24 protein-coding genes and 1 pseudogene are annotated in these 24,134 nt (G+C 42.4%); 11 read left to right on the forward strand and 14 right to left on the reverse strand.

Annotated features, from left to right (window positions below):
* Positions 1–3 precede the first annotated feature (3 nt).
* A complete protein-coding gene (locus HMPREF1125_RS03995) occupies positions 4–855 on the reverse strand; it encodes a metallophosphoesterase family protein (RefSeq protein ID WP_000161102.1) in 852 nt (283 codons plus the stop codon).
* Between the two features lie 197 nt (positions 856–1,052).
* Here HMPREF1125_RS03995 and HMPREF1125_RS04000 point away from each other — a divergent pair, with 197 nt between their 5' ends.
* The 3 genes from HMPREF1125_RS04000 (at position 1,053) to thrS (ending at position 4,175) form a co-directional block, all read left to right on the forward strand.
* Entirely contained in the window at positions 1,053–1,427 is a 375-nt protein-coding gene (locus tag HMPREF1125_RS04000; RefSeq protein WP_001246990.1) for a hypothetical protein, read from the forward strand.
* A 263-nt stretch (positions 1,428–1,690) separates the two neighbouring features.
* Entirely contained in the window at positions 1,691–2,221 is a 531-nt protein-coding gene (locus tag HMPREF1125_RS04005) for a hypothetical protein (RefSeq protein WP_000966508.1), read from the forward strand.
* 10 nt (positions 2,222–2,231) lie between these two features.
* A complete protein-coding gene (gene thrS, locus HMPREF1125_RS04010) occupies positions 2,232–4,175 on the forward strand; it encodes a threonine--tRNA ligase (protein ID WP_000591035.1) in 1,944 nt (647 codons plus the stop codon).
* Between the two features lie 153 nt (positions 4,176–4,328).
* Here thrS and HMPREF1125_RS04015 read toward each other — a convergent pair whose 3' ends face one another.
* From HMPREF1125_RS04015 to HMPREF1125_RS04025, 4 genes and pseudogenes are all read right to left on the reverse strand, one after another.
* The gene (locus HMPREF1125_RS04015) at positions 4,329–5,378 is read right to left on the reverse strand and encodes a DUF389 domain-containing protein (protein WP_000147516.1); all 1,050 of its coding nucleotides are present in this window, start codon (positions 5,376–5,378) and stop codon (positions 4,329–4,331) included.
* Between the two features lie 143 nt (positions 5,379–5,521).
* Positions 5,522–5,800 (reverse strand): annotated as a pseudogene (locus tag HMPREF1125_RS12475) (ABC transporter permease); the annotation flags it as partial.
* 75 nt (positions 5,801–5,875) lie between these two features.
* Positions 5,876–6,850: a sensor histidine kinase gene (locus HMPREF1125_RS04020; protein WP_000887934.1), complete on the reverse strand. Its 975-nt coding sequence runs from the start codon at positions 6,848–6,850 to the stop codon at positions 5,876–5,878.
* Positions 6,843–7,520: a response regulator transcription factor gene (locus HMPREF1125_RS04025; protein ID WP_000548971.1), complete on the reverse strand. Its 678-nt coding sequence runs from the start codon at positions 7,518–7,520 to the stop codon at positions 6,843–6,845. The genes HMPREF1125_RS04020 and HMPREF1125_RS04025 overlap by 8 nt, the downstream gene beginning before the upstream one ends.
* A gap of 157 nt (positions 7,521–7,677) precedes the next feature.
* Between HMPREF1125_RS04025 and HMPREF1125_RS04030 the strand changes: the two genes are divergently transcribed.
* Together HMPREF1125_RS04030 and HMPREF1125_RS04035 are read left to right on the forward strand one after the other, a co-directional pair.
* Positions 7,678–8,751, forward strand: coding sequence for a DUF2974 domain-containing protein (locus HMPREF1125_RS04030; protein ID WP_001273847.1), 1,074 nt, complete (start codon positions 7,678–7,680; stop codon positions 8,749–8,751).
* Positions 8,752–8,835: 84 nt separating this feature from the next.
* Entirely contained in the window at positions 8,836–9,486 is a 651-nt protein-coding gene (locus HMPREF1125_RS04035; RefSeq protein ID WP_000690830.1) for an MBL fold metallo-hydrolase, read from the forward strand.
* A 17-nt stretch (positions 9,487–9,503) separates the two neighbouring features.
* Here HMPREF1125_RS04035 and HMPREF1125_RS04040 read toward each other — a convergent pair whose 3' ends face one another.
* Positions 9,504–11,396, reverse strand: coding sequence for a M13 family metallopeptidase (locus HMPREF1125_RS04040; protein ID WP_000199229.1), 1,893 nt, complete (start codon positions 11,394–11,396; stop codon positions 9,504–9,506).
* 178 nt (positions 11,397–11,574) lie between these two features.
* On the opposite strand from HMPREF1125_RS04040, the gene HMPREF1125_RS04045 reads away from it, so the two are divergent.
* The 6 genes from HMPREF1125_RS04045 to HMPREF1125_RS04070 all read left to right on the forward strand — a co-directional run bounded on the left by HMPREF1125_RS04045 (position 11,575) and on the right by HMPREF1125_RS04070 (position 15,970).
* Positions 11,575–12,297: a metal ABC transporter ATP-binding protein gene (locus tag HMPREF1125_RS04045; protein WP_000618099.1), complete on the forward strand. Its 723-nt coding sequence runs from the start codon at positions 11,575–11,577 to the stop codon at positions 12,295–12,297.
* Positions 12,294–13,142 (forward strand): metal ABC transporter permease, encoded by an 849-nt coding sequence (locus tag HMPREF1125_RS04050; RefSeq protein ID WP_000559773.1) that lies wholly within the window; start codon positions 12,294–12,296, stop codon positions 13,140–13,142. The genes HMPREF1125_RS04045 and HMPREF1125_RS04050 overlap by 4 nt, the downstream gene beginning before the upstream one ends.
* Positions 13,143–13,174: 32 nt before the next feature.
* Positions 13,175–14,104: a metal ABC transporter substrate-binding protein gene (locus HMPREF1125_RS04055; protein WP_000733079.1), complete on the forward strand. Its 930-nt coding sequence runs from the start codon at positions 13,175–13,177 to the stop codon at positions 14,102–14,104.
* 116 nt (positions 14,105–14,220) lie between these two features.
* On the forward strand, positions 14,221–14,715 hold the full coding sequence (gene tpx, locus HMPREF1125_RS04060) for a thiol peroxidase (RefSeq protein WP_000206532.1): 495 nt from the start codon (positions 14,221–14,223) through the stop codon (positions 14,713–14,715).
* An 83-nt stretch (positions 14,716–14,798) separates the two neighbouring features.
* Positions 14,799–15,449 carry a metal-dependent transcriptional regulator gene (locus HMPREF1125_RS04065; RefSeq protein WP_000188529.1) on the forward strand — a complete coding sequence of 217 codons (651 nt, stop codon included), beginning with the start codon at positions 14,799–14,801 and terminating at the stop codon, positions 15,447–15,449.
* 107 nt (positions 15,450–15,556) lie between these two features.
* Positions 15,557–15,970: a hypothetical protein gene (locus tag HMPREF1125_RS04070; RefSeq protein ID WP_000732802.1), complete on the forward strand. Its 414-nt coding sequence runs from the start codon at positions 15,557–15,559 to the stop codon at positions 15,968–15,970.
* Between the two features lie 31 nt (positions 15,971–16,001).
* Here the strand turns inward: HMPREF1125_RS04070 and dtd are convergent, their stop codons facing one another.
* The 8 genes from dtd to cysE all read right to left on the reverse strand — a co-directional run bounded on the left by dtd (position 16,002) and on the right by cysE (position 24,123).
* Entirely contained in the window at positions 16,002–16,445 is a 444-nt protein-coding gene (gene dtd / locus HMPREF1125_RS04075; RefSeq protein WP_000691423.1) for a D-aminoacyl-tRNA deacylase, read from the reverse strand.
* 18 nt (positions 16,446–16,463) lie between these two features.
* The gene (locus tag HMPREF1125_RS04080; protein ID WP_001123778.1) at positions 16,464–18,680 is read right to left on the reverse strand and encodes a RelA/SpoT family protein; all 2,217 of its coding nucleotides are present in this window, start codon (positions 18,678–18,680) and stop codon (positions 16,464–16,466) included.
* A 146-nt stretch (positions 18,681–18,826) separates the two neighbouring features.
* On the reverse strand, positions 18,827–19,957 hold the full coding sequence (locus HMPREF1125_RS04085; protein ID WP_000229945.1) for an ABC transporter ATP-binding protein: 1,131 nt from the start codon (positions 19,955–19,957) through the stop codon (positions 18,827–18,829).
* A gap of 113 nt (positions 19,958–20,070) precedes the next feature.
* Positions 20,071–20,940, reverse strand: a complete 870-nt coding sequence (locus HMPREF1125_RS04090) for a helix-turn-helix domain-containing protein (protein WP_000560738.1) — start codon at positions 20,938–20,940, stop codon at positions 20,071–20,073.
* Between the two features lie 3 nt (positions 20,941–20,943).
* Positions 20,944–21,330 carry a Mini-ribonuclease 3 gene (locus tag HMPREF1125_RS04095; protein WP_000567924.1) on the reverse strand — a complete coding sequence of 129 codons (387 nt, stop codon included), beginning with the start codon at positions 21,328–21,330 and terminating at the stop codon, positions 20,944–20,946.
* Positions 21,323–22,666, reverse strand: coding sequence for a cysteine--tRNA ligase (gene cysS / locus HMPREF1125_RS04100; protein ID WP_000591085.1), 1,344 nt, complete (start codon positions 22,664–22,666; stop codon positions 21,323–21,325). The genes HMPREF1125_RS04095 and cysS overlap by 8 nt, the downstream gene beginning before the upstream one ends.
* Before the next feature lie 43 nt (positions 22,667–22,709).
* The gene (locus HMPREF1125_RS04105) at positions 22,710–23,471 is read right to left on the reverse strand and encodes a nucleoside phosphorylase (RefSeq protein WP_000923418.1); all 762 of its coding nucleotides are present in this window, start codon (positions 23,469–23,471) and stop codon (positions 22,710–22,712) included.
* Positions 23,472–23,505: 34 nt separating this feature from the next.
* Entirely contained in the window at positions 23,506–24,123 is a 618-nt protein-coding gene (cysE, locus tag HMPREF1125_RS04110; protein WP_000539958.1) for a serine O-acetyltransferase, read from the reverse strand.
* Between the last annotated feature and the right edge of the window lie 11 nt (positions 24,124–24,134).

Here is a 24,134-nt window from a genome sequence, read left to right on the forward strand (position 1 = left end):
CTTTTAAAACCAATCTTTCTTTTCTCTTTCCACCCAGAGTTCAACATCCTGATCATAACCTTCTTGCTCGCTAATCTGCACCAACAATTCATGGTTATGAGTGTGGTGAATTCCATTTACCAAGCTTTCATAGTAAATCTGGAAATAGGGGAGCTTTAAATCCTTAGCCAGCTGTAATTCGGCTTCTACATCATAATCCACTCGACGAAAATCAACATCAGACAAACCTGCTTCATCAAACTCTAAAATCATATACTGGGCCCGTAGGTCCTTACGTAATCCCGCATCTAAAAAGAAGGGTTGTCCAATGGACCCTGGATTAAGAATCAACTGTCCATCACTTCCATAACGAAGCAACTGTTGGTGGATATGGCCATATACTGCGATGGAGGCATGCGGTTCCGTCACTAATCTATCAAAATCTTCTTGTTTTCCCGTATGAATCAACTCCCTACCCCAGTTTTTATCAGGGAGATGGTGAGTGATTCCCACCATCAAATCACCAAACTGACGATGAACTTGCATGGGTTGATTGTGAAGGTCTTCGATTTCTTCAGGGCTGATTTCTTCTAATATATACTGGCATTGACGTAGGAGGTAGCGATGACTAGCTTTTGTCAAATCTAGCTTACGATGCAAACCTCGCCAGAGACTATTCTCCCAATTACCAAGAACTCTTACAGTAATAGGCAAAGCCGCTAAAAGATTCAATATCCTTCTACGTCCCGTTCCCGGCATAAGAATATCCCCCAAAAGCCAGTACTCATCTACCTTTGACTTTTTAGCATCAGCCAGTACAGCTTCCAAGGCTGTCGTATTCCCATGTATGTCTGAAAGAACTGCTATTTTCGTCATCCTTTCTCCTCATTTCCTCTTACTTCTTTTGTTAGTATTATAGCAGAAAACACTCAAAAAGAGCACTATCACTACTCACTGGATTAACTTGTAAAGGCTTCCAAGATGTGCTATAATATAGGTAGAGAGCTCCCCTTCATTTAGGATTATGTGGTATTCAACCTCTCTCAATTTTTGTAGATTGGAGGACTATTGCCATGCGTAACTATCTTAAGTATCTCCCATACTACCTTGTCATTTTCTTCTTTTACTGGCCCCTCTATGAGCTATTCTCACTACTCATCACTGACCCATATACACTGAAGGGACTGTACATTTACAACATTCTCGTCTTTTCACCTTTGGCAACCTTCATCGTGTCCCTTCTTTATAGCTACCGTTTCCAATTCTCACTGTGGTGGCTGCTTGGTGTCGGATTGCTCTATTGCTTTACCATCATCACTTTTAATGAATTCATTCTCGTTTATTTCCTAGCTTATGAACTCTTTGCCCTACTTGGCTTGGCTGCTGGCATGGGTATCAAGCATGTCTTCCAAAGAGAGAAAAACAAAAAAATTATACAAAAACCTTGAAAATTCTCGCAATCATGCTATAATAATGCATAGAGACAAGTCACTTAGTCCCTTTCTACTAGAGAGTGCGTGGTTGCTGGAAACGCATAGAGAGCCTAAACTGATACTACTCAACTGACTTTTATGAAAACATAAAACGGTGGCCACGTTAAAGCCGATCTGAGGTGTCCCTCTTTTTTGAGGAACATAAATGAAGGTGGAACCACGTTGCGACGTCCTTTCGAGGATGTCGCTTTTTTGTTTTGTCAGAAGGAGGAAGAACAATGCTTTATATGATTGGCGGATCGCCTTGCAGTGGAAAATCAACAATTGCCTCACTTCTTGCAAGACAGTATCAACTACTTCATATCAAACTGGATGATTTGATAGAAGAGATGGCAGATGAAGAATGGCGCTTTTATGAAGAGATTTTTCCTTATGTAAAATCTTACTTGATAAAAAATCAAAACAGACCTCTCTTGGTGGAGGGAGCTGGACTTTTGCCTCACTTGGTAAAGGAGCTTGAATGTCCAACGTCTTCCTATCTATGCTTGACTCCAACAGCCGATTTTCAAAAAAAGCATTATAGACAGAGAGAATGGGTTCCTTATGTCTTAGAGGGTACAACCAACCCTGAGCAAGCTTTTGAAAACTGGATGCAACGAGATATTCTTTTTGCTCAAATGGTTCGTAAGGAAGCGATGAAATTAGGCTATTCTAGTCTCATAACAGATGGCAGTCAATCAGAAAATCAGACTGCGGAAGAAGTTGCTCGGCTCTTAAAATTGTCCAACAAAAAAAGAATAAATATTTAAGGAGAAAACCATGATTAAGATTACTTTCCCAGATGGCGCTGTTCGTGAATTCGAATCTGGCGTTACTACTTTTGAAATTGCCCAATCTATCAGCAATTCCCTTGCTAAAAAGGCCTTGGCTGGTAAATTTAACGGCAAACTCATCGATACAACTCGTGCTATCACTGAAGATGGAAGCATCGAAATCGTGACGCCTGATCACGAAGATGCTCTGCCAATCTTGCGCCACTCAGCTGCTCACTTGTTTGCCCAAGCAGCTCGTCGCCTCTTCCCAGACATTCATTTGGGTGTCGGTCCAGCTATCGAAGACGGCTTCTACTACGATACCGACAATACTGCTGGCCAAATCTCCAACGAAGACCTGCCTCGTATCGAAGAAGAAATGAAAAAAATCGTTAAAGAAAACTTCCCATCAATCCGTGAAGAAGTGACTAAGGACGAGGCCCGTGAAATCTTCAAGAACGACCCTTACAAATTGGAATTGATTGAAGAACACTCAGAAGACGAAGGCGGTTTGACTATCTACCGTCAGGGCGAATACGTGGACCTCTGCCGTGGTCCTCACGTCCCATCAACAGGTCGTATCCAAATTTTCCACCTGCTCAACGTAGCTGGTGCCTACTGGCGTGGAAATAGCGACAACGCGATGATGCAACGAATCTACGGTACAGCTTGGTTTGACAAGAAAGACTTGAAGAACTACCTTCAAATGCGTGAAGAAGCCAAGGAACGTGACCACCGTAAACTCGGTAAAGAACTTGACCTCTTCATGATTTCACAAGAAGTCGGACAAGGTTTACCATTCTGGTTACCAAACGGAGCCACTATCCGTCGTGAATTGGAACGCTACATTGTCGACAAGGAAATCGCTGCAGGCTACCAACATGTTTACACTCCACCAATTGCCTCAGTGGAACTCTATAAAACTTCTGGTCACTGGGATCACTACCGTGAAGATATGTTCCCAACTATGGACATGGGAGACGGTGAAGAGTTTGTCCTCCGCCCAATGAACTGTCCTCACCATATCGAAGTTTATAAACACCATGTACACTCATACCGTGAATTACCAATCCGTATCGCTGAGATTGGCATGATGCACCGATATGAAAAATCTGGCGCCCTTACAGGTCTTCAACGTGTACGTGAAATGTCCCTCAATGATGGTCATACTTTTGTAGCTCCAGAACAAATTGAGGAAGAATTCAAGAAAATTCTTCAATTGATTATCGACGTGTATGAAGACTTTAATTTGACAGATTACCGTTTCCGCTTGTCTTATCGTGACCCAGAAGATAAACACAAATACTTTGACAACGATGAGATGTGGGAAAATGCACAACGCATGTTGAAAGCAGCTGTTGATGACATGGGTGTTGAATACTACGAAGCTGAAGGTGAAGCAGCCTTTTATGGACCAAAATTGGATATCCAAGTGAAAACAGCTCTCGGTAAGGAAGAAACTCTTTCTACCATCCAGTTGGACTTCTTGCTTCCAGAACGTTTTGACCTTCACTACATCGGAGCGGATGGGGAAGAACACCGTCCAGTAATGATTCACCGTGGGGTTATCTCAACCATGGAACGCTTTACTGCCATCTTGATTGAGAACTACAAGGGTGCCTTCCCAACCTGGATTGCCCCTCACCAAGTAACCCTTATCCCAGTGTCTAACGAAAAACATGTGGACTACGCTTGGGAAGTGGCGAAGAAACTTCGTGACCGTGGGGTTCGTGCCGACGTCGATGAACGCAATGAAAAAATGCAGTTCAAGATCCGCGCTTCTCAAACAAGCAAGATTCCTTACCAATTGATCGTTGGTGACAAGGAAATGGAAGACGGAACTGTCAACGTTCGTCGCTACGGCCAAAAAGAAACACAAACTATCCCAGTTGATGACTTTATTCAAGCTATCCTAACTGATATCGCCAACAAATCACGCGTTGAGAAATAAAACAATCACAGTCTGAGAAACATTTTTCAGAGCCAGAAAAAGCAACAACTATTTCAGCTGTTGCTTTTTATATTTTATTTAATCTGAGCTAGTAGTGATTGGTCAAACCACCACACAAGATTTGCTTTCATGAGTTAGATAAGGTCAATATCCTCAATCCTTATCTGCTTCATTTTCTTTTACGATCTCTTTTTGTGAATCCTTTTCAGAGAGTTTTTGATCGATATACTTGTTAATGGTTTCATAAAATTCCTTGGTCGTATCACTGTCTAATTTTGTCGAATTATGAACTTGATTGACTTTTAATTGAACAGATTGAATACCGTAAGAGGCTTGTTTTTGATGGAGCGTTTCTAATTCTTCGTCTGAAATCGGATCTCCAACAACCGTCAAGACCAATTCATTGTTCCTTGACTTGTAGACTTGATTGATGACCGTGTGATTGACGAACTCTTTTGCTATAAACTGTTTGATTCCTTCTTTTCGCGCTTGATCTATCGACAGAGTGACTGCTGAATAGCTGGCTGGAAGAACCAATAATACAATCAAGGATATCAACCCAATTCTCATTTTAATATTTAGCTCTTTAAATGAACTTAAGGGAGATTTTCTCATCAAAATTCTTGTTCCGACAATATTGGCTAGCATGATAAAGACACAGTTGATCAAGAAAAGATAGAGAGCTCCAAATAAAAATCGTACATTTCCATTAGCTAAACCATAGCCTGCAGTACAGATAGGTGGCATCAGAGCTGTTGCAATGGCTACTCCTGGTACGATATTGTTTGCTTCTTTTTTCCTTGACCCAATGACACCTGCTATCCCACCTGCAATAGCAATGAGAACATCCCAAATGGTTGGAGAGGTTCGTGCAATCAGTTCGCTACTTGCATAAGATAAGGGAGAAATCCAGAAATACAAAGTCGAGACAAGCAAACTGACCAATACTTGAGTAAATAAAACCTCTAGAGATTGTTTGATTAAACGGGTATCAAAAATAGCTAAACCAAATCCGAGTCCAACAATCGGTGTCATAAGAGGGGAAATCAACATGGCTCCAATAACGACAGCTGTTGAATTCATATTTAAACCTATAGAGGCAATAAAAATCGCACACATCAAAATCACTGTATCTCTTAATCGAACATGAAGATCATCATATAATTTCTCACGGTATTCACGTGTTGAATAATTTCCGGTCATTGGTTACTCCTTTTATTTCATATAATCTTGTTTCTGCTTGGATGATGGTAGAGAGACTTCTGTTCAATCTTACATATTTTTAATTCTCACCTGTTATTTTTTTGAAAATTATCCTTTAAATATCCGTCAGTCCATCCTTAACGTTATATCAAAAATTTTACAGTCTTTATCTGAAGAAATCTATCAATTGAACAGATAGAGAAAGTTATCGTCAACCTCATGGTATCATCGACTACTTCAATGATCTCGAGAACTAAACTAAGCATATGATAAGCAAAGGCCAATGGAGAAATGCAAAAATTACAGGAAGGAAGAAAACTGTCAAGATTTGCTTGTTAATGGTTTGCTTAATCTGCTTTTGATCTAGACCTACCTTTTCGTTCGTGGTCTTCATATCCCTCAGAGATTTGTTTATAGTAGATAAAATAATTTACTAGGATACACAGTTAAAGATAGAAAAGCCCAGTTGTCTTATCTTGGGCTCTTATCTACTCTTCTCACTCAAGGACTAAGTTCACTTGAGCAAACTGAATCCGCACTATCGTTCCTTTTCCGACCTCAGACTCGATACGAATCTGGTGACCCAGTTCTTCAGAAATTTTCTTAGATAGGTAAAGTCCAAGTCCAGATGACTGCTGGGTTAGGCGACCATTATATCCTGAAAAGCCACGTTCAAAGACTCGGAGCACATCACTGTTTTTTATCCCGATTCCCGTATCCTTGATACAGAGCTCCTGACCCTCCATATAAATCTCGAGTCCACCTTTCTTGGTGTATTTGAGGCTGTTTGAGAGGATTTGTTCAATGACGACCAACAGCCACTTCTTATCGGTCACGATGATTTTGTCAAGGTCATGTAGATTGACCGTCAGTCCCTTTTGGATAAAGAAAAGAGCATACTTACGAACAACTTCCTTCACCAGTTCCTCCACTTGAACCTTTTCAAATACCAAGTCATCATGGAAACTCTCCAAACGCAGGTACTGCAACACCAGATTGGTATAGGAGTCAATCTTAAAGATTTCCTGTTCCAGTTGCTGCTTAACCTCACGATCAGAGACCTCTGCTACCAAGAGACGGCTCGCTGCAATAGGAGTCTTTATCTGATGAACCCACAAGGTGTAGTAGTCAAGCAAATCCGTCAGTTTACTTTGGGCTTCTGACTTCTTTTGATACAATTCAGACTCACGCTCTTCGAGTTTTTCCGCTAGCACACATTCCAAAGGAGACTTTGGGTCTCTTTCAGCATACAGTACTTCCTGCCGGTAAATCTGAGCTTCTGCAAAAATATCCCAAACCAAAAATAAAAGGGTTAAAAAGCTACTGAGGAGGAAAAAATAGAAGAAATAAAATCCTATACTAGCGAATAAAAACTGAAAGAGAAAAACAAGAAAACCCAATGAAAAAATATAGACAAAAAGACGACTGCGAGAACGCAGATAGGCCAGAAAAAATAATTTCCAATCAAGCATGTTTCAGTCCGTACCCTATTCCCTTCTTGGTTTCGATAAATCCTGCCAAGCCTTGCTCCTCCAACTTTTTGCGCAAGCGAGCAACGTTGACAGACAAGGTATTGTCATCGATGAAAAAGTCGCTGTTCCAGAGTTCCCGCATCAGGTCATCACGCGCCACGATATTACCCGCATGTTCAAACAAAATCCGCAAAATCTGAAATTCATTCTTGGTCAAACTCAGGACTTCCCCCTGATAGTGCAGGTCCATAGACTTGGTATTGAGGATCACACCCGCATACTCCAGCAGACTTTCATCCCGTCCAAACTCATAGGAACGGCGCAACAATCCCTGAACCTTGGCAAGGAGCACCTGCTGGTCAAAAGGTTTGGTTATAAAATCATCCGCACCCATATTGATCGCCATGACAATATCCATCGCCTGATCTCTCGAAGACAGAAACATGATAGGTACCTGAGAAATCTTACGAATCTCCTGGCACCAGTGGTAACCATTAAAGAGTGGCAGGCCAATATCCATGAGGACCAAATGAGGCTCTGAATGAACAAAAAGGCTCAATACTTCCATAAAGTCCTCCACCAAAATGACCTCAAAGCCCCACTCAGAGAGCAGTTTTCCCACTTGTTGCCGAATAACTTGGTCATCTTCTACTAGTAAAATCTTGTGCATGCGCTCCTCCTTTTTCTATTATTATAACAGATTTTCTAATTGGATAAAACGCAAACCTGTATTTGAATCAGCACTCTAGTCAAATAGTAAAAGCCAGCAAGCCTACTAGCTAATTCTATGTAAATATGATAGGATAAACATAGAGAAAGGAGCTTTTATGGCCAATATTTTTGACTACTTGAATGATGTAGCATACGATTCCTTTTATGACCTCCCCGTGAACGAGTTAGATGTTCTTGCCTTGACTGAATTAACCTATCTTCCTTTTGATGATTTAGTCGCTCAAGAACCAAAGCGTCTCATAGATCTAGCACCTCAAATCCCTAGAGAAATGACTATGTTGACCAATAAGAACCGCCTCCAGTTGTTGGATCAACTCTCTCAACACAAACGGTTTAAAAATTGTAAGCTCTCAAACTTTATCAATGATATTGATCCTGAATTGCAAAAACAGTTTGCGGCTATGACTTATCGTATCAGTCTCGATACCTATTTGCTTGTTTTTCGTGGGACGGATGACAGTATCATCGGTTGGAAAGAAGATTTCCATATGACCTATATGAAGGAAATCCCAGCTCAAAAACATGCCCTACAGTATTTACAGGACTTTTTTGTCCAACATCCTAACCAAAAGGTTATCCTAGCAGGACACTCAAAGGGTGGCAATTTAGCTGTCTATGCTGCCAGTCAACTCGACCCACTTTTACAAAAAAACATTGTCGCCGTCTATACTTTTGATGCGCCTGGACTTCACAAGGAACTGACCGAAACAGCTGGCTATCAAAACATGATGGAAAGAACAAAAGTATTTGTCCCACAAGGTTCTATCATCGGAATGATGCTGGAAATCCCTGATAAGAAAATAGTCGTTCGAAGCACTGCTTTAGGTGGTCTTGCCCAGCACGACACCTTTAGTTGGCAGGTTGAAGACAAACACTTTGTCCAACTGGATGAGACCAATAGTGACAGTCAGCAAGTCGATACTACTTTCAAGGAATGGGTTGAGACGGTCCCTGATACGGAACTGCAGCTCTACTTCGACCTCTTTTTTGGAATCATTCTTGATGCAGGCATCTCCTCTATCAACGATCTTTCTTCCTTCAAGGTCATTGAACACATTCACCATCTCTTTGTCCAAGCTCAATCCCTCACTCCCGAAGAAAGAGAAACCATGGGACGCCTAACCCAACTCTTGATTGACACCCGCTACCAAGCTTGGAAAAATCGTTAAGGTAGGAAAAAGACCTTCTGATACCCTCATTCTTCTCTTCTATGTTATACTGATAACAGTACTTTCTTTGAGATTGGAGCCTTTATGAAAATCCATAAAACCGTGAATCCCGTTGCCTATGAAAACACCTACTACATAGAGGGAGACCAACACCTGATTGTGGTCGACCCTGGTAGCCATTGGGAAGCTATTCGCAAAACTATCAAGAAAATCAACAAACCCGTCTGTGCGATTCTCCTGACCCACACCCACTACGACCATATTATGACTCTTGACTTGGTCAGAGATACTTTTGGAAATCCCCCAGTCTACGTCGCAGAAAGTGAAGCCAGCTGGCTCTACACTCCTGTAGACAATCTCTCTGGCCTCCCACGGCACGACGATATGGAGGATGTCGTCTGCAAACCAGCTGAACACACCTATGTCTTTGACGAGGAATACCAGATCAAAGAGTTCCGTTTTACAGTATTGCCAACACCTGGCCACTCTATCGGAGGTGTTTCTATAGTCTTTCCTGATGCCCGCTTAGTCTTAACAGGAGATGCTCTATTCCGCGAAACCATCGGACGGACGGATCTTCCTACAGGTAGCATGGAACAACTCCTCCATAGTGTTCAGACTCAACTCTTTACTCTTCCTAACTACGATGTCTATCCAGGGCATGGTCCAGCTACGACCATCGCTCATGAAAAGACCTTTAATCCTTTTTTTAGCAAGCAAAAAAACCAAGGATAGCATCCTTGGTTTTTGTCTTACCAAATAATCACACGATCCTCTGGTGAACGCCACATACCGTCGCCTTCTTTGACATCATAAGTTGTAAAGAAGTCATCGAAGTTTGGTACTTGGACATTGACACGGAGTTTAGCAGGCGCGTGGACATCGACACTGGCCATGAGTTTCATTAACTCTGGTCGGCCTTTCATACGCCAGATACGAGCAAAATTGTGGAAGAATTCTTCAGCAGAAAAGTCTGGCTCTCTCTTGGCAGCTTCAAGCGCTGCAGCGATCCCTCCTAAGTCGGCAACATTTTCTGATACGGTTAGTTTTCCGTTGATCCTTGCTCCGTAAGATTCTTGACCATCAAACTGGTCGATAACTTTCTGAGTCTTTTCCTCGAAGGCAGCATAGTCATTCTCAGTCCACCAATCCTTGAGGCTACCATTTTCATCAAAGGAAGCACCATTTGTATCAAAGGCATGAGAAATCTCATGGGCAATAACAGCACCAATACCACCATAGTTGGCTGAAGACGACTGATGCAAGTCATAGAATGGAGCCTGTAAAATAGCAGCTGGGAAGACAATCAAGTTCTTCTGAGGATTGTAGTAGGCATTGACCATGTGAGCTGGCATTCCCCACTCCTTGTAATCAACCGGCTGGTTCCACTTGCTCCAGCTGTGCTTGATTTCCACACGCGCAAAGGCTAAGGCATTCTCAAAGAGACTGGCAGTTTCGTCCACTACCTTATCCTTGTAGCGTTCTGGCAATTCCTCTGGATAACCGATATAAGGCTTGATGACATTGAGTTTGACAATGGCCTTGTCACGCGTTTCAGGTGTGAGCCAGTCGTTCTTAGCCAAGCGTTCCTTATAAACATCAATCATAGTCGCTACTTTTTTCTCTACGTCTGCCTTAGCTTCTGGAGAGAATTTTTCATGCGCGTACCAGAGACCAAGGGCTTGCTTGAAAGGACCTTGAGCCAAGTGATAAGCTGCCTTGACCTTGTCCTGAGCTTCTGGAACACCTGAAAGAGCACGACCATAAGCACCTGACAAGACACGAATCTCGTCTGTGAGATAGCTTGTTGAGAGATTGACAACGCCCAAAATCAAGGTTGCTTTAAGTAGAGGCCACGCTTCTTCACTATAGAATTGGTCTGCTGCTTGCCAGAAACGTTCCTCGTCTACGATAACCTTATCTGGAGTTTGTCCAATCACTGCTTGGAAGAAATCATCCAGAGGTAGGGCAGGGGTAAATTTCTTGAAATCTTCAAAGGCATATGGATGGTAAAGTTTGGCATATTCTGAACTTTCTTCGTTAGAAAGAACCACCGCTGCGATACGACGGTCCAATTCCAATCTCTTCTCTAGTAAGTCTGCGATTTCCTCATCTGAAAAATCATAGGCTTTGAGAAGATTTGTGGTACTTTCCTTCCACAAACCTAGCAACTCCTCACGTTGAGGATGGTCTTCAGCATAGTAAGTCGTATCTGGTAGGATGATGCCTGGTGCACTGGCCCAGAGAACATTGGTTCTAGCATCCATAAAGTCTGGTGAAACACCAAAAGGAAGAAAATTTGGTTTACCAGCTAGTTCAAATTCTGCTAGTTTGCTGGTAAAATCCGCAAAACTCTCCAGATCTTGGTATTCCTTGAGTAGAGGAAGGACAGGCTTAACCCCATCTGCTTCTCTCTTGTCAAAATCGCGTACCATGCAATGGTACTTAACAAAGTTGGCGAGGATAGCATCCTCTGGGACATCCTCACCTGCCAACCACTTGTCCGTAGTCGCTAGCATCAACTCTTCAATTTCCTCATCAAGGTCAATAAAACCACCTGTTCGAGATTTGTCAGCTGGAATGACAGCTGTTTTTTCCCATTCGCCATTGATTGCATCATAAAAATCGTCTTGATAACGTGTCATCTTGTTCTCGCTTTCATTTTTCACTTATTCTTAGCTTAGCAAAAAACACTTGGGAATGCAATTAAAAATGGTCACTCTTTTTTCTTCATTTTTCAGTTATTATTTTAAATTTTTCAAAAATTAACTTGACTTAATTTTTTTTTTAAGGTATATTAAATACAGGAGGGAGGAATTTGTTATGATACGTATTGAACACCTCAGTGTCTCCTACAAAGAAACGTTGGCACTAAAGGATATTTCACTAGTGCTCCACGGACCAACTATTACCGGAATTATTGGTCCAAACGGTGCTGGAAAATCAACTTTATTAAAAAGTATGTTGGGAATTATCCCACACGAAGGTCAGGCCTTTCTCGATGACAAAGAAGTCAAGAAATCTTTACATCGAGTTGCCTATGTCGAGCAAAAAATCCATATCGACTACAATTTCCCTATCAAGGTCAAGGAATGTGTCTCACTGGGACTCTATCCATCTATCCCGCTCTTCCACACTTTAAAGGCCAGCCACTGGAAAAAAGTGGCGGATGCACTTGAAATCGTTGGACTCTCAGACTATGCTGATCGCCAAATCAGTCAGCTCTCAGGAGGACAATTTCAACGTGTTTTGATTGCCCGCTGCTTAGTGCAGGAAGCTGACTACATCTTTTTAGATGAGCCTTTTGTCGGGATTGACTCGATCAGTGAAGAGATTATCATGAATACGCTGAGAGACCTTAAAAAAGCTGGTAAAACCGTTCTCATCGTCCATCATGACCTCAGCAAAGTCCCCCATTATTTCGACCAAGTTTTGCTTCTCAATCGAGAATTAATAGACCTTGGTCCGACTGAAGAAACCTTTACCGAAGCCAATCTCAAAAAAGCTTATGGTAGTAAGCTCTTCTTTAATGGAGGTGACCTATGATAGCAGAATTTATCGATGGATTGCAACATTTCCATTTCCTACAAAACGCCTTGATAACAGCTATAGTCATCGGGGTGGTTGCTGGAGCCGTGGGATGTTTTATCATCCTACGTGGGATGTCTCTCATGGGAGATGCCATCTCTCATGCAGTTTTGCCCGGCGTAGCCCTTTCCTTTATCCTGGGAATTGATTTCTTTATTGGAGCGATCATCTTTGGCTTGATGGCCTCCATCATCATTACCTACATCAAGGGGAACTCTATCATCAAGAGTGACACTGCCATTGGTATTACCTTTTCATCTTTCTTAGCCTTAGGTGTCATCTTGATTAGTGTTGCCAAGAGTTCGACAGACCTCTTCCATATCCTTTTTGGGAATATCCTCGCTGTCCAAGATACGGACATGTGGATCACCATTGGTGTGGGTGCATTGATTCTCTTGATTATCGGGATTTTCTTTAAACAACTATTGATTACATCCTTTGACGAACTCCTGGCTAAAGCCATGGGAATGCCCGTCAATTTCTACCACTATCTGCTCATGGTGCTCTTGACCCTTGTGTCAGTCACTGCCATGCAAAGTGTTGGAACCATTCTTATCGTGGCCATGTTGATCACCCCAGCTGCGACGGCTTATCTCTATGCTAATAGCTTAAAGAGCATGATTTTCCTTTCATCAAGTCTCGGAGCCCTTGCTTCTGTTGTGGGACTCTTTATCGGCTATAGCTTAAATCTTGCAGCAGGATCGAGCATCGTGCTCACAGCTGCTAGTTTCTTTCTCATTAGCTTCTTTATCGCTCCAAAACAACGATATTTGAAACTAAAAAATAAACATTTGTTAAAATAAGGGGCAAAGTCCCAATAAATTGGAGGAATCTAATGAAAAAATTAGGTACATTGCTTGTACTCTTTCTTTCCGTCATTGCACTTGTAGCATGTGCTAGTGGGAAAAAAGATGCAGCTTCTGGTCAAAAACTAAAAGTTGTTGCTACAAACTCAATCATCGCTGATATTACCAAGAATATCGCTGGTGACAAGATTGATCTTCACAGTATCGTTCCTGTTGGTCAAGACCCACACGAATACGAACCACTTCCTGAAGACGTTAAGAAAACTTCTCAAGCTGATTTGATTTTCTATAACGGTATCAACCTTGAAACGGGTGGCAATGCTTGGTTTACCAAATTAGTAGAAAATGCCAAGAAAACTGAAAACAAAGACTACTTTGCAGTTAGCGAAGGCGTTGATGTTATCTACCTTGAGGGCCAAAACGAGAAAGGCAAAGAAGATCCACACGCTTGGCTCAACCTTGAAAATGGGATGATTTATGCTAAAAATATCGCTAAACAGCTCATTGCAAAAGACCCTAGCAACAAGGAATTCTACGAAAAAAATCTTAAAGACTATACTGAAAAACTAGACAAACTGGACAAGGAAGCCAAAGAGAAATTTAACAATATCCCTGCTGAGAAGAAACTCATCGTAACCAGCGAAGGATGCTTCAAATACTTCTCTAAAGCTTACGGAGTTCCAAGTGCCTACATCTGGGAAATCAACACGGAAGAAGAGGGGACTCCTGAACAAATCAAGACCTTGGTTGAAAAACTTCGCCAAACAAAAGTTCCATCACTCTTTGTTGAATCAAGTGTCGATGACCGTCCAATGAAGACTGTTTCACAAGACACAAATATCCCAATCTACGCACAAATCTTTACTGACTCAATCGCTGAAGAAGGTAAAGAAGGTGACAGCTACTACAACATGATGAAATACAACCTTGACAAGATTGCTGAAGGTTTGTCTAAGTAATCCATTAAAAAACGTCGTTCTCACGGAATTGGCGTTTTTTTACACTTTCCGGTCAAATCATTGGAAAAAACTGACAATTCTCGGTAAAATGGAAGAAAAAAGAATGGAGTAGTTTCATGACCACTTTTCTCGGAAATCCTGTAACCTTTACAGGTAAACAACTACAAGTCGGAGACAAGGCGCTCGACTTTTCCCTCACTACAACCGATCTCTCTAAAAAAAGTCTTGCCGACTTTGATGGGAAGAAAAAGGTCTTGAGTGTTGTCCCTTCTATCGATACTGGTATCTGCTCAACGCAAACGCGTCGCTTCAACCAAGAACTAGCCAACCTTGACAATACTGTCGTTCTTACTGTTTCTATGGACCTACCATTTGCCCAAGGACGCTGGTGTGGGGCTGAAGGCCTTGACAATGCCATCATGCTTTCAGACTACTTTGACCATTCTTTCGGACGTGATTATGCCCTCTTGATCAACGAATGGCATCTCCTTGCACGTGCCGTCTTTGTTCTCGATGCTGACAATATCATCCGTTATGTAGAATACGTTGACAATATCAACACGGAGCCAAACTTTGAAGCTGCCATTGCTGCGGTTAAAGAACTAGACTAAAATCACAAGCATTATGGCAGAAAGCTAGAGAAATCTAGCTTTTTTTGGTATACTAGATGGAGAGAAGGAACAAGAGGAAACGAATGACTCCAAATAAAGAAGATTATTTAAAATGTATTTATGAAATCGGTACGGACATGCAAAAAATCACCAACAAAGAAATTGCTGCCCGTATGCAAGTCTCTCCACCTGCCGTAACAGAGATGATCAAACGTATGAAAAGTGAAGATCTCATCCTCAAGGACAAGGAGAATGGCTATCTATTGACAGATATTGGGCTCAAACTAGTCTCCGAGCTCTATCGCAAACACCGGTTGATTGAAGTCTTTCTAGTTCACCATCTGGACTATACTAGCGATCAAATCCACGAAGAAGCTGAGGTCCTAGAGCACACTGTCTCTGACCTATTTGTAAAGAGACTGGATAAACTGCTTGGCTTCCCTCAAACCTGTCCCCACGGTGGAACCATACCTGCCGAGGGAGAACTCTTGGTTGAAATCAATAACCTGCCACTAGCAACCGTCCAGGAAGCTGGAACCTATCTCCTGACTCGTGTTCATGATAGCTTTGAACTACTCAAATATTTAGAAAAGCACGCAATTCATATCGGTGACCAACTCCAAGTCAAGCAGTTTGATAGCTTTTCCAATAGCTTTACTCTGATCAACAAAGACGAAGACCTCCAAGTTAGTCTGGATATCGCCAAACAACTCTATGTCGAAAAAATCAACTAACCCCTTATTCCTGAAAGAAACTCCTTTCAGGGATTTTTTATTATGTTGGTTGCAACTCCCATTCGTTTGGTGTAAAATGAAGTTAGATAAAAGAGGGAGGTCATCCTATGAAAAAACTCTTTAGACTACACTTCGCAGTCATTGCACTCAGCGATTTGCTACTGTTAGTAATTTTTATCTCCAAAAACAATCCCTCTTTGGACTGGCTCCTGCTCTCTGGCTTCATTTTAATCCTTGCTCAGGGATTACTGCTATTTCGCTTGGTCTTCCGACTCAAACATCATTTCGCTGAGATTTATCCTCAGATGAACAAAAAAATTCGCCTCTACTATTTAGGGGTTCTCATCATTGATTTTCTATTATTTGTCCTTTTAGCCTTCACTAGTTCTCAGCGATTTTCCTCTCTTATGCCAATCGTCACTTCTTGCCATTCTACTTTTTATTATCTGACGGCTAACTACCTAAGAGAAAACTATCCAGACTTTTACGACAAACATATTTCTTTGTGGGATTGTCTCTAAACAAAAACCAAGCCGACTGGGCTTGGTTTTCTTATCTATTTTTAGTATCAAGGATGATGGTGACTGGCCCATCATTAACCAGCTCCACCTGCATATCCGCTCCAAAGATACCTGTCTGAACAGGCACTTCTTGTGCTAGTTTTTGATTGAAAACGTCATAAAAGTCTGATGCCCTATCAGGCTTGGCTGCACCTGTAAAAGCTGGACGATTGCCCTTCTTAGTGTCCGCAAAGAGGGTAAACTGAGAAATAGAAAGGATTTCCCCTTCAATATCCTTAACAGACAGATTCATCTTGCCTTCTGCGTCTGAAAAAATCCGCATGTTGACCAGTTTTCTCACAGCATAATCCAGATCTTCCTCTTGGTCCTCTGGGCCTACACCGACCAACAATAAGAGGCCTTGATTGATTTTCCCCTGAACCTGACCTTCGATACTCACTTGGGCTTTTTTAACCCGTTGAATGATGATTTTCATAGGCGCCTTCCTATTCAATTATCCGTTGGTTCGTTTGACAGAGTAAACTTCTGGCACACTCTTGATTTTGTCAACGACCGTTGTCAGCGTAGAAAGGTTTGAAATTCCAAAAGACACATGGATATTGGCAAATTTCATATCCTTGGTTGGTTGGGCGTTAACAGTTGAGATATTCTTAGTTGTGTTGGAAAGAACTTGCAGAACATCATTTAAGAGACCTGTCCGGTTGAGGCCGTAGATATCGATGTGAGCAATATATTCCTTGCTTGAGTACTGGTCTTCCCATTCCACATCAAGGAGACGTTGCTCGTAGTTTTCTTGGGCGCGAAGGTTCATACAGTCCACGCGGTGAATGGCCACACCACGGCCCTTGGTGATATAGCCAACAATATCGTCTCCAGGAACGGGATTGCAACACTTGGCAATCCGAACGAGGAGTCCTGAGGCACCTTCAATCACCACACCCCCCTCGTGCTTGACCTTGAGGGTTTCTTTATTTTCAACCTTAACTTCGCCACCTTTGACAAGCTCTTCTGCTTCCGCCTTGGCCTTGGCACGCTCTTCCTCACGGCGTTCCTTTTCAGTCAGACGATTAAAGACCGTAATGGCACCGATTTCTCCAAAACCAATGGCCGCAAAGAGAGATGCTTCTGTCTTGTAGCTAGTCTTTTGAAGGACTTGGTCCATATGGCGCTTGTCCATGAATTTATTGGCTACATAGCCATTTTCTTGGAACTGAGCTATCAGCATTTCACGGCCCTTGTTAACAGACAATTCCTTATCTTGGTTTTTAAAGAACTGACGAATTTTGTTGCGTGCCTTGCTAGTCTTAACCATGTTGAGCCAGTCACGACTCGGGCCAAATGAGTTGGGATTGGTGATAATTTCAACCTGGTCCCCAGTTTTGAGCTTGGTTGTCAGAGGAACCATACGGCCATTGACCTTAGCGCCAGTTGCCTTTTCACCGACTTTGGTATGAATTTCATAGGCAAAGTCAATGGGGCCTGAATCTTTTGGAAGGGAACGCACAGCCCCATCTGGGGTAAAGACGTAAATCTCCTCAGCTAGGTAGTTTTCCTTAACAGAATCCACAAATTCCTTGGCATCATCAGCCTGGTCTTGGAGCTCCATCATTTCCTTGATCCAGTTCATCCCGATAGCTGATTCTTTGCTGTTAACCTGCCCCTTGATTCCTTTTTTATAAGCCCAGTGAGCCGCAACCCCGTACTCAGCAACCTCGTGCATTTCCTTGGTACGAATCTGGAATTCAATCGGCCCTTTTGGTCCATAGACAGTCGTATGGATAGACTGGTAACCATTGGCCTTACGGTTGGCGATATAATCTTTAAAACGCCCTGGCATCGGTTTCCACAGCTCATGCACATAGCCAAGCATAGCGTAAACATCACTCTGGGTATCTAAGATACAACGAATGGCAATCAGGTCATAAATTTCCTCAAAGCGTTTCTTCTTATCCTGCATCTTGCGATAGATAGAGTAGATATGCTTGGGACGGCCATAGATTTTCCCTTTTAGATTGCGTTCGGAAGTGTACTCCTCTAACTTTGTCACGACTTCATCGACCAAAGCCTCACGTTCTCTGCGTTTTTCCTTCATCAAGTGAGTTATCTTATAAAACTCAGTTGGATTGAGATAGCGGAAGGACAAGTCTTCTAACTCCCACTTGACGCTGGAAATACCCAGACGATGAGCAAGTGGTGCGTAAATTTCCATGGTTTCTCTGGAGATACGTTCTTGCTTGTCCTTTCGAAGGTGTTTGAGAGTCCGCATATTGTGCAAACGATCCGATAATTTAACCAAAATAACGCGGATATCCTCAGATATGGCCATGAGCATCTTGCGGTGATTTTCCGCCAATTGTTCCTCGAGTGATTTGTACTCAACCTTACCAAGTTTGGTCACCCCATCAACGATAATCCGAACATCATGACCGAATTCTCTCTCCAGATCATCCAGTGTCGCATCTGTGTCTTCAACAACGTCATGCAAAAAACCACAGGCAACGGTTACGGCATCCAACTTGAGCTTAGCCAGAATGCCTGCTACCTGAATGGGATGGATAATATAGGGCTCACCTGATTTCCGAAACTGCCCACTATGACAATCAACTGCGTAAATCAATGCTTTTTGTACAAAAGCAACGTCTTCCTTTGTTAAATATTCTCTCGTTAAAGCGACTACCTGATCGCCCGTCAAATTCACTTCTTTCGGCATCTATACTCTCCAATTCTTCCTACCATTTTATCACTTTTTTAAGAATATTAAAACTAGAAAAGCCTATTTTCATGCCTAGCCTCTGCATTTAAAAGGAAAAAGCACTGCAAGAGAAACTCTGCAGTGCTTTACTGTTTTTATTTATCCTAATAAACTGTTTTTTCAGTTTCTACGTCGAAGAAGTGTGCTTTGTTCAAGTCAAATCCGAGTTCAACTGTTGCACCTGTTTGCAAGTAGTCACGAGCATCCACTTTGGCAACAAATTCGTCTTTACCAACTTGGCAGTAAAGGTGAGATTCTGAACCAAGCAATTCTGATACTGAGATAGTAGCTTTGACAACTGATTCTGGGAATGTTTCAAGGAAAGCAGGCTCTGCATTCACGTCTTCTGGACGAATACCGAAGATCAATTCTTTTCCCTCGTAGCCTTTTTCACGAAGAACTTTCAAAGCACCTTCTGGAACTTTCAAGCGGAAACCGTCAGAAACAATTTCGCTACCAACCAATTTTACGTTGATGAAGTTCATAGCTGGGCTTCCGATGAATCCTGCAACAAATTTGTTAACTGGATTTTTATAAACTTCTTGAGGAGTACCGATTTGTTCTACACGTCCGATAGTACCTGTACCAGCAGGGTTTTTAGTTGCTGACATGATAACGATACGGTCGGCAAGTGTCATTGCTTCTGTTTGGTCGTGAGTTACGTAGATAGTTGTAGCTCCGATACGACGGTGAATCTTCGCAATTTCAGCACGCATAGATACACGAAGTTTGGCATCCAAGTTTGACAAAGGCTCGTCCATCAAGAACACTTTTGCATCACGGACGATGGCACGACCCATGGCAACACGTTGACGTTGACCACCTGAAAGGTCAGCTGGTTTACGATCCAAGAATTCTTTCAAACCAAGGATTGCTGCAGCTTCTTGTACACGTTTGTCGATGTCTTCTTTGCTGTACTTACGTAATTTCAAACCGAAAGCCATGTTGTCATAAACAGTCATGTGTGGGTAAAGAGCGTAGTTTTGGAATACCATGGCGATGTCACGGTCTTTTGGAGCTACGTCGTTGACAACCACACCATCGATAGACGCAGTACCTTCTGTAATGTCTTCAAGACCAGCGATCATACGAAGAGTTGTTGATTTACCACATCCTGATGGACCTACGAAAACGATAAATTCTTTGTCTTTGATGTCCAAGTTGAAATCTTCAACTGAGTAGTGTTCGCTATTTGGATATTTTTTGTAAATGTTTTTAAGATTTAATTCTACCATGGAAGGTGAACTCCTTTTATTTTTGATAGTTTTATTATAAATGAAAACGCTTTATATTTCTATGGCAAGGTGACCAAAAAAATAAAAAAGTTCTGTGCAACTTGCACAAAACTTTAGAGAATATCTGGTAAAATCAACTGATAACATAAGGTCAAATCTGTCAATTCTTTTAACTGAAGCCCTGTTAATTCTTCCCATTTATCAATCTTGTATTGGAGAGAATTGCGATGCAGGTAGAGTTGCTGGGCAGTTTTGGTTAAGACAGCACTGTTTTCCCAAAGAGAAAGAATAATTTCCTGAATCTGGTCCTGATCCAAGATCATCTGATGCAGGCATTCTTTAATAACCCTCAGATCCACAAGCCCTTCCCCAAGACTCCAGAGATAGAGTTGTGAAAAAGTGTGAACACCTTGATGACCTTGACGCCACCAAGTCTTAAACAAGTCCCGCTCCGCTTTGATTAAGTCTGATAGAGCTTGAGGGCCTGTCTGAGACCACACCTGGCCTAACATGATAGACAGACGAAGGCCAAAGTCATACTCAACCGCTTCAATCGTATCAGATAAGATAGAGCGAACAGAGGTGTACTTATCTTGTTGAAGCACAAATACATAATCCTGAGCTCCGACCTGTAGCACCGTCTGACAATTAGGAAAAAGAGTCCGCATCATATCCAGCCAAGAGAAAAGATTTTCCTGTTGGTAATAAGACAAATGGCAATAAACCAGCTGAATCTTTTTAAAAGCTTGCGGTGCCTGCCCCTTCCCCTCAATCAGATAGGGATACCAAGGATTGAGCGAACGAGCCTGCTCCTGCTGAGTCAAAAGGGCAACAAGCTGCTTTTCACGCTCGCTGAGCCCAGCTTCCTCCAGTAAAATCCACTGCTGAGAAGCTAAAGGGAGAGTGAGATATCCTGATTTCTCAATCGGCTGATCTGAAATCTGAGCCTCAGGAAACCAGTCTTGTAATTCCTTTGCAATCATATTCTAGCCCTCCACTTTTTGGATGCACCAAGAAATTAAGATCTCTAGACGCTCCACATTTTCAGTCAGATGGAGATAGCCCATGACTGCTTCAAATCCAGTGGACATGCGGTAAGTCACCACATCTGCATTTTTAGCCTTTGTGTGGCTATTGGTATTGCGACCTCGTTTATAGATTTCTTCTTCTTTTTCCGTAAGGACTTGCTCCTCCAACATGAGGGAAATCAGGCGAGCCTGAGCCTTGGCTGAGACATACTTGGTCGCCTCTTGGTGAAGTTTATTGGGCTTGGTCATGCCTTTGAGGATGAGGTGACGGCGAATATACATGGAATAAACCGCATCCCCCTCAAAAGCCAGCGCAATCCCATTAATGAGATTGACATCAATCACGAGTCCACCTCACTCCATCCTTAGTGTCAAGGAGCTTAATTCCTTGAGCAGCTAGTTGGTCACGGATTTGGTCTGCTGTCGCAAAGTCACGATTAGCACGCGCTTCTTGACGTTTTTGGATTAAGGCTTCAATGTCTGCATCCAAAACTTCCTCAACAAAGACAATCCCAAAGACCTCTAACATAGCCGCAAGAGATTTCTTAACACTTGCATCATAGTTGCCAGAGTTGATCCACTTGGCCATTTCAAAGACAACTGTGATACCGTTAGCAGCGTTAAAGTCCTCATCCATAACCGCTACAAACTTATCTTTAAAGTCTTGTAACTCTTGAGCATCAACAGTCCCAGTAAATGGTTGCTCGTAAGTGTTCTTTAGATACTTAAGATTGGTCTCTGCATCCCGCACTGCTTTTTCCGTAAAGTTGATTGGTTTGCGGTAGTGTTGTGTTGCAAAGAAGAAACGAAGGACTTGACCATCGATGGTTTTGAGGGCATCATGAACAGTGATAAAGTTCCCCAAAGACTTAGACATCTTGACATTGTCGATATTGACAAAGCCATTGTGCATCCAGTAGTTGGCAAAAGTCTTACCTGTTTTAGCTTCTGATTGGGCAATTTCATTGGTATGATGCGGAAACTCCAGATCGGCTCCACCACCGTGGATATCAATGGTATCGCCCAAAATCTCTGTTGACATAACCGAACATTCGATATGCCAGCCTGGACGACCAGGTCCCCAAGGACTATCCCAAGAAATCTCGCCTGGCTTGGCAGCTTTCCAGAGGGCAAAGTCCACAGGATTTTCCTTACGAGCCGTTTCTTCATCTGTACGACCTGAAGCACCCAGCTCCAAATCTTCTAAGGTTTTATTGGCTAACTTGGCATAGTTGTGGGATTTTTCCACACGAAAGTAAACATCCCCTTGACTCTCGTAGGCAAAGCCTTTTTCAATCAAGTCTTCCACAAAGCGGATAATGTCAGCCATGAACTCTACTACACGTGGATGGCAAGTCGCAGGTTTCACGCCCAAAGCCGTCACATCCTCACGAAAGGCAGCGATGTACTTGTCCGCGATCTCCTGAGGCGTGATACCTTCTTCCTTGGCACGGTTGATAATCTTATCATCCACATCTGTAAAATTGGAAATATAGGCAACCTCGTACCCACGGTACTCAAAATAACGACGAATGGTATCAAAAGCCACCGTCGAACGGGCATTCCCCACGTGGATATAGTTATATACCGTAGGCCCACAGACATACATCTTGACCTTATCGTCCTCGATTGGGACAAATTCTCGCAAATCACGAGACATGGTGTCATAGATTTTAATCACTCACTGTCTCCTTTTTGTTTCTTGTTTATAGTAAAGAGTCGTTTCAATCCAACTCTCTAGCAATTACTAAGGCTATCTCAAAGAAAGTCATAGCATCTGTTTTTCTTTCTTCGTGTCTTGCATCCCATTCATGATTGTGATGGTCAACATAATCAGCCGTATAAAAAAATTGATAAACTTTGGCTTGTCGAAATTGCGTCCAAGCCATAATTGCAGAAGCTTCCATATCCACAACAGTCGCACCTGCTGCTAATCTACGTTTGACCTTATCAGCTGTTTCACGATAGAAAGCATCTGTGGTCCAAGCCTTTGTTCGAATGTGCTCAATATCAGATTTGTTCAAAGCTTCTTCTATGGTTAAGAGTAGAGTTTCATCATAAGCTATTTCATCACTTGCAGGAGCGTAATGGTAACTTGTACCTTCATCACGTAGAGCTGAACTTGGTAGGATAATCTTATCTGCCTGAATAGACTGATCTAGAACTCCGCAAGAACCCAAAACAATAAAGTTCTTAAATCCTCTTGCTTTGAGTTCTTCTAAGAGTCCAACAACCATCGGGGCTCCAATCGTAGCTATAGCAACTGCTACCTTACTCCCATCTTTTTCATAGATATACCATGGAAATCTACCATTTAGATTGGTTAGATAGCCACCTTCGTAAACATCTTTAAACTGCTTTACTCGTTCAACAATTTCTCCATTAAAAGATAAAATAATCGTATCACAAATTTCTCCACCACCACGAATACTTCGATCAGTTGGTTCGATAACAGCAGGTACATTTTCGAATTCTTCTAATAGCATTTACCTAACCTCCTACCTAAAGCATCACAACTCTCTACAACCCCGACGATCTGTGGCTGGCTTCTCTAGCATGCTCGAGTTTATTGACGTAGTACTCTCGTTTTTCTTCAACTTCATGAATCATTGGCTCATCCTTCTGTCCATGAACTCGGACGATTTTAGCAGGAATTCCGACCACTGTCACATCACTAGGTACGTCTGCCACGACAACTGCTGCAGCACCGACCTTGGCATTTTCACCAATTTCCACTGGTCCGATAACTTGGGCATGGGCTGATATGAGAGCTCCTTTACGCACAGTCGGATGGCGTTTGCCAACATCCTTCCCTGTTCCACCGAGAGTCACTCCATGATAGAGCAGAACGCCTTTTTCAACAATCGCTGTCTCTCCAATCACCAAGCCCGAACCGTGGTCGATAAAGACACCTGAATCAATCTGGGCACCTGGATGAATCTCAATCTGAGTCCAAAAGCGCCAAAACTGACTGTGCATACGAGCCAGGAGTTTGAAGCCGTGCTTCCATAGAAAATGTGAGAGACGGTGGGCAGCCAAGGCCTTGACACCTGGATAAGTCAGCAAAACTTCCAAACTGTTGCGTGCCGCTGGATCATTTTCTTTTACAATATCAATGGTTTCGCGCCACCATCCCATACATTTCTCCT

Source organism: Streptococcus oralis SK304, assembly GCF_000287715.1.
GTDB lineage: Bacteria > Bacillota > Bacilli > Lactobacillales > Streptococcaceae > Streptococcus > Streptococcus oralis_Y.

Excerpts from the sequence above, each read along its gene's own strand:
- HMPREF1125_RS03995 (WP_000161102.1), bottom strand. The coding sequence starts at position 855 with ATGACGAAAATAGCAGTTCTTTCAGACATACATGGGAATACGACAGCC.
- HMPREF1125_RS04000 (WP_001246990.1), top strand. The coding sequence starts at position 1,053 with ATGCGTAACTATCTTAAGTATCTCCCATACTACCTTGTCATTTTCTTC.
- HMPREF1125_RS04005 (WP_000966508.1), top strand. The coding sequence starts at position 1,691 with ATGCTTTATATGATTGGCGGATCGCCTTGCAGTGGAAAATCAACAATT.
- thrS (WP_000591035.1), top strand. The coding sequence starts at position 2,232 with ATGATTAAGATTACTTTCCCAGATGGCGCTGTTCGTGAATTCGAATCT.
- HMPREF1125_RS04015 (WP_000147516.1), bottom strand. The coding sequence starts at position 5,378 with ATGACCGGAAATTATTCAACACGTGAATACCGTGAGAAATTATATGAT.
- HMPREF1125_RS04020 (WP_000887934.1), bottom strand. The coding sequence starts at position 6,850 with ATGCTTGATTGGAAATTATTTTTTCTGGCCTATCTGCGTTCTCGCAGT.
- HMPREF1125_RS04025 (WP_000548971.1), bottom strand. The coding sequence starts at position 7,520 with ATGCACAAGATTTTACTAGTAGAAGATGACCAAGTTATTCGGCAACAA.
- HMPREF1125_RS04030 (WP_001273847.1), top strand. The coding sequence starts at position 7,678 with ATGGCCAATATTTTTGACTACTTGAATGATGTAGCATACGATTCCTTT.
- HMPREF1125_RS04035 (WP_000690830.1), top strand. The coding sequence starts at position 8,836 with ATGAAAATCCATAAAACCGTGAATCCCGTTGCCTATGAAAACACCTAC.
- HMPREF1125_RS04040 (WP_000199229.1), bottom strand. The coding sequence starts at position 11,396 with ATGACACGTTATCAAGACGATTTTTATGATGCAATCAATGGCGAATGG.
- HMPREF1125_RS04045 (WP_000618099.1), top strand. The coding sequence starts at position 11,575 with ATGATACGTATTGAACACCTCAGTGTCTCCTACAAAGAAACGTTGGCA.
- HMPREF1125_RS04050 (WP_000559773.1), top strand. The coding sequence starts at position 12,294 with ATGATAGCAGAATTTATCGATGGATTGCAACATTTCCATTTCCTACAA.
- HMPREF1125_RS04055 (WP_000733079.1), top strand. The coding sequence starts at position 13,175 with ATGAAAAAATTAGGTACATTGCTTGTACTCTTTCTTTCCGTCATTGCA.
- tpx (WP_000206532.1), top strand. The coding sequence starts at position 14,221 with ATGACCACTTTTCTCGGAAATCCTGTAACCTTTACAGGTAAACAACTA.
- HMPREF1125_RS04065 (WP_000188529.1), top strand. The coding sequence starts at position 14,799 with ATGACTCCAAATAAAGAAGATTATTTAAAATGTATTTATGAAATCGGT.
- HMPREF1125_RS04070 (WP_000732802.1), top strand. The coding sequence starts at position 15,557 with ATGAAAAAACTCTTTAGACTACACTTCGCAGTCATTGCACTCAGCGAT.
- dtd (WP_000691423.1), bottom strand. The coding sequence starts at position 16,445 with ATGAAAATCATCATTCAACGGGTTAAAAAAGCCCAAGTGAGTATCGAA.
- HMPREF1125_RS04080 (WP_001123778.1), bottom strand. The coding sequence starts at position 18,680 with ATGCCGAAAGAAGTGAATTTGACGGGCGATCAGGTAGTCGCTTTAACG.
- HMPREF1125_RS04085 (WP_000229945.1), bottom strand. The coding sequence starts at position 19,957 with ATGGTAGAATTAAATCTTAAAAACATTTACAAAAAATATCCAAATAGC.
- HMPREF1125_RS04090 (WP_000560738.1), bottom strand. The coding sequence starts at position 20,940 with ATGATTGCAAAGGAATTACAAGACTGGTTTCCTGAGGCTCAGATTTCA.
- HMPREF1125_RS04105 (WP_000923418.1), bottom strand. The coding sequence starts at position 23,471 with ATGCTATTAGAAGAATTCGAAAATGTACCTGCTGTTATCGAACCAACT.
- cysE (WP_000539958.1), bottom strand. The coding sequence starts at position 24,123 with ATGGGATGGTGGCGCGAAACCATTGATATTGTAAAAGAAAATGATCCA.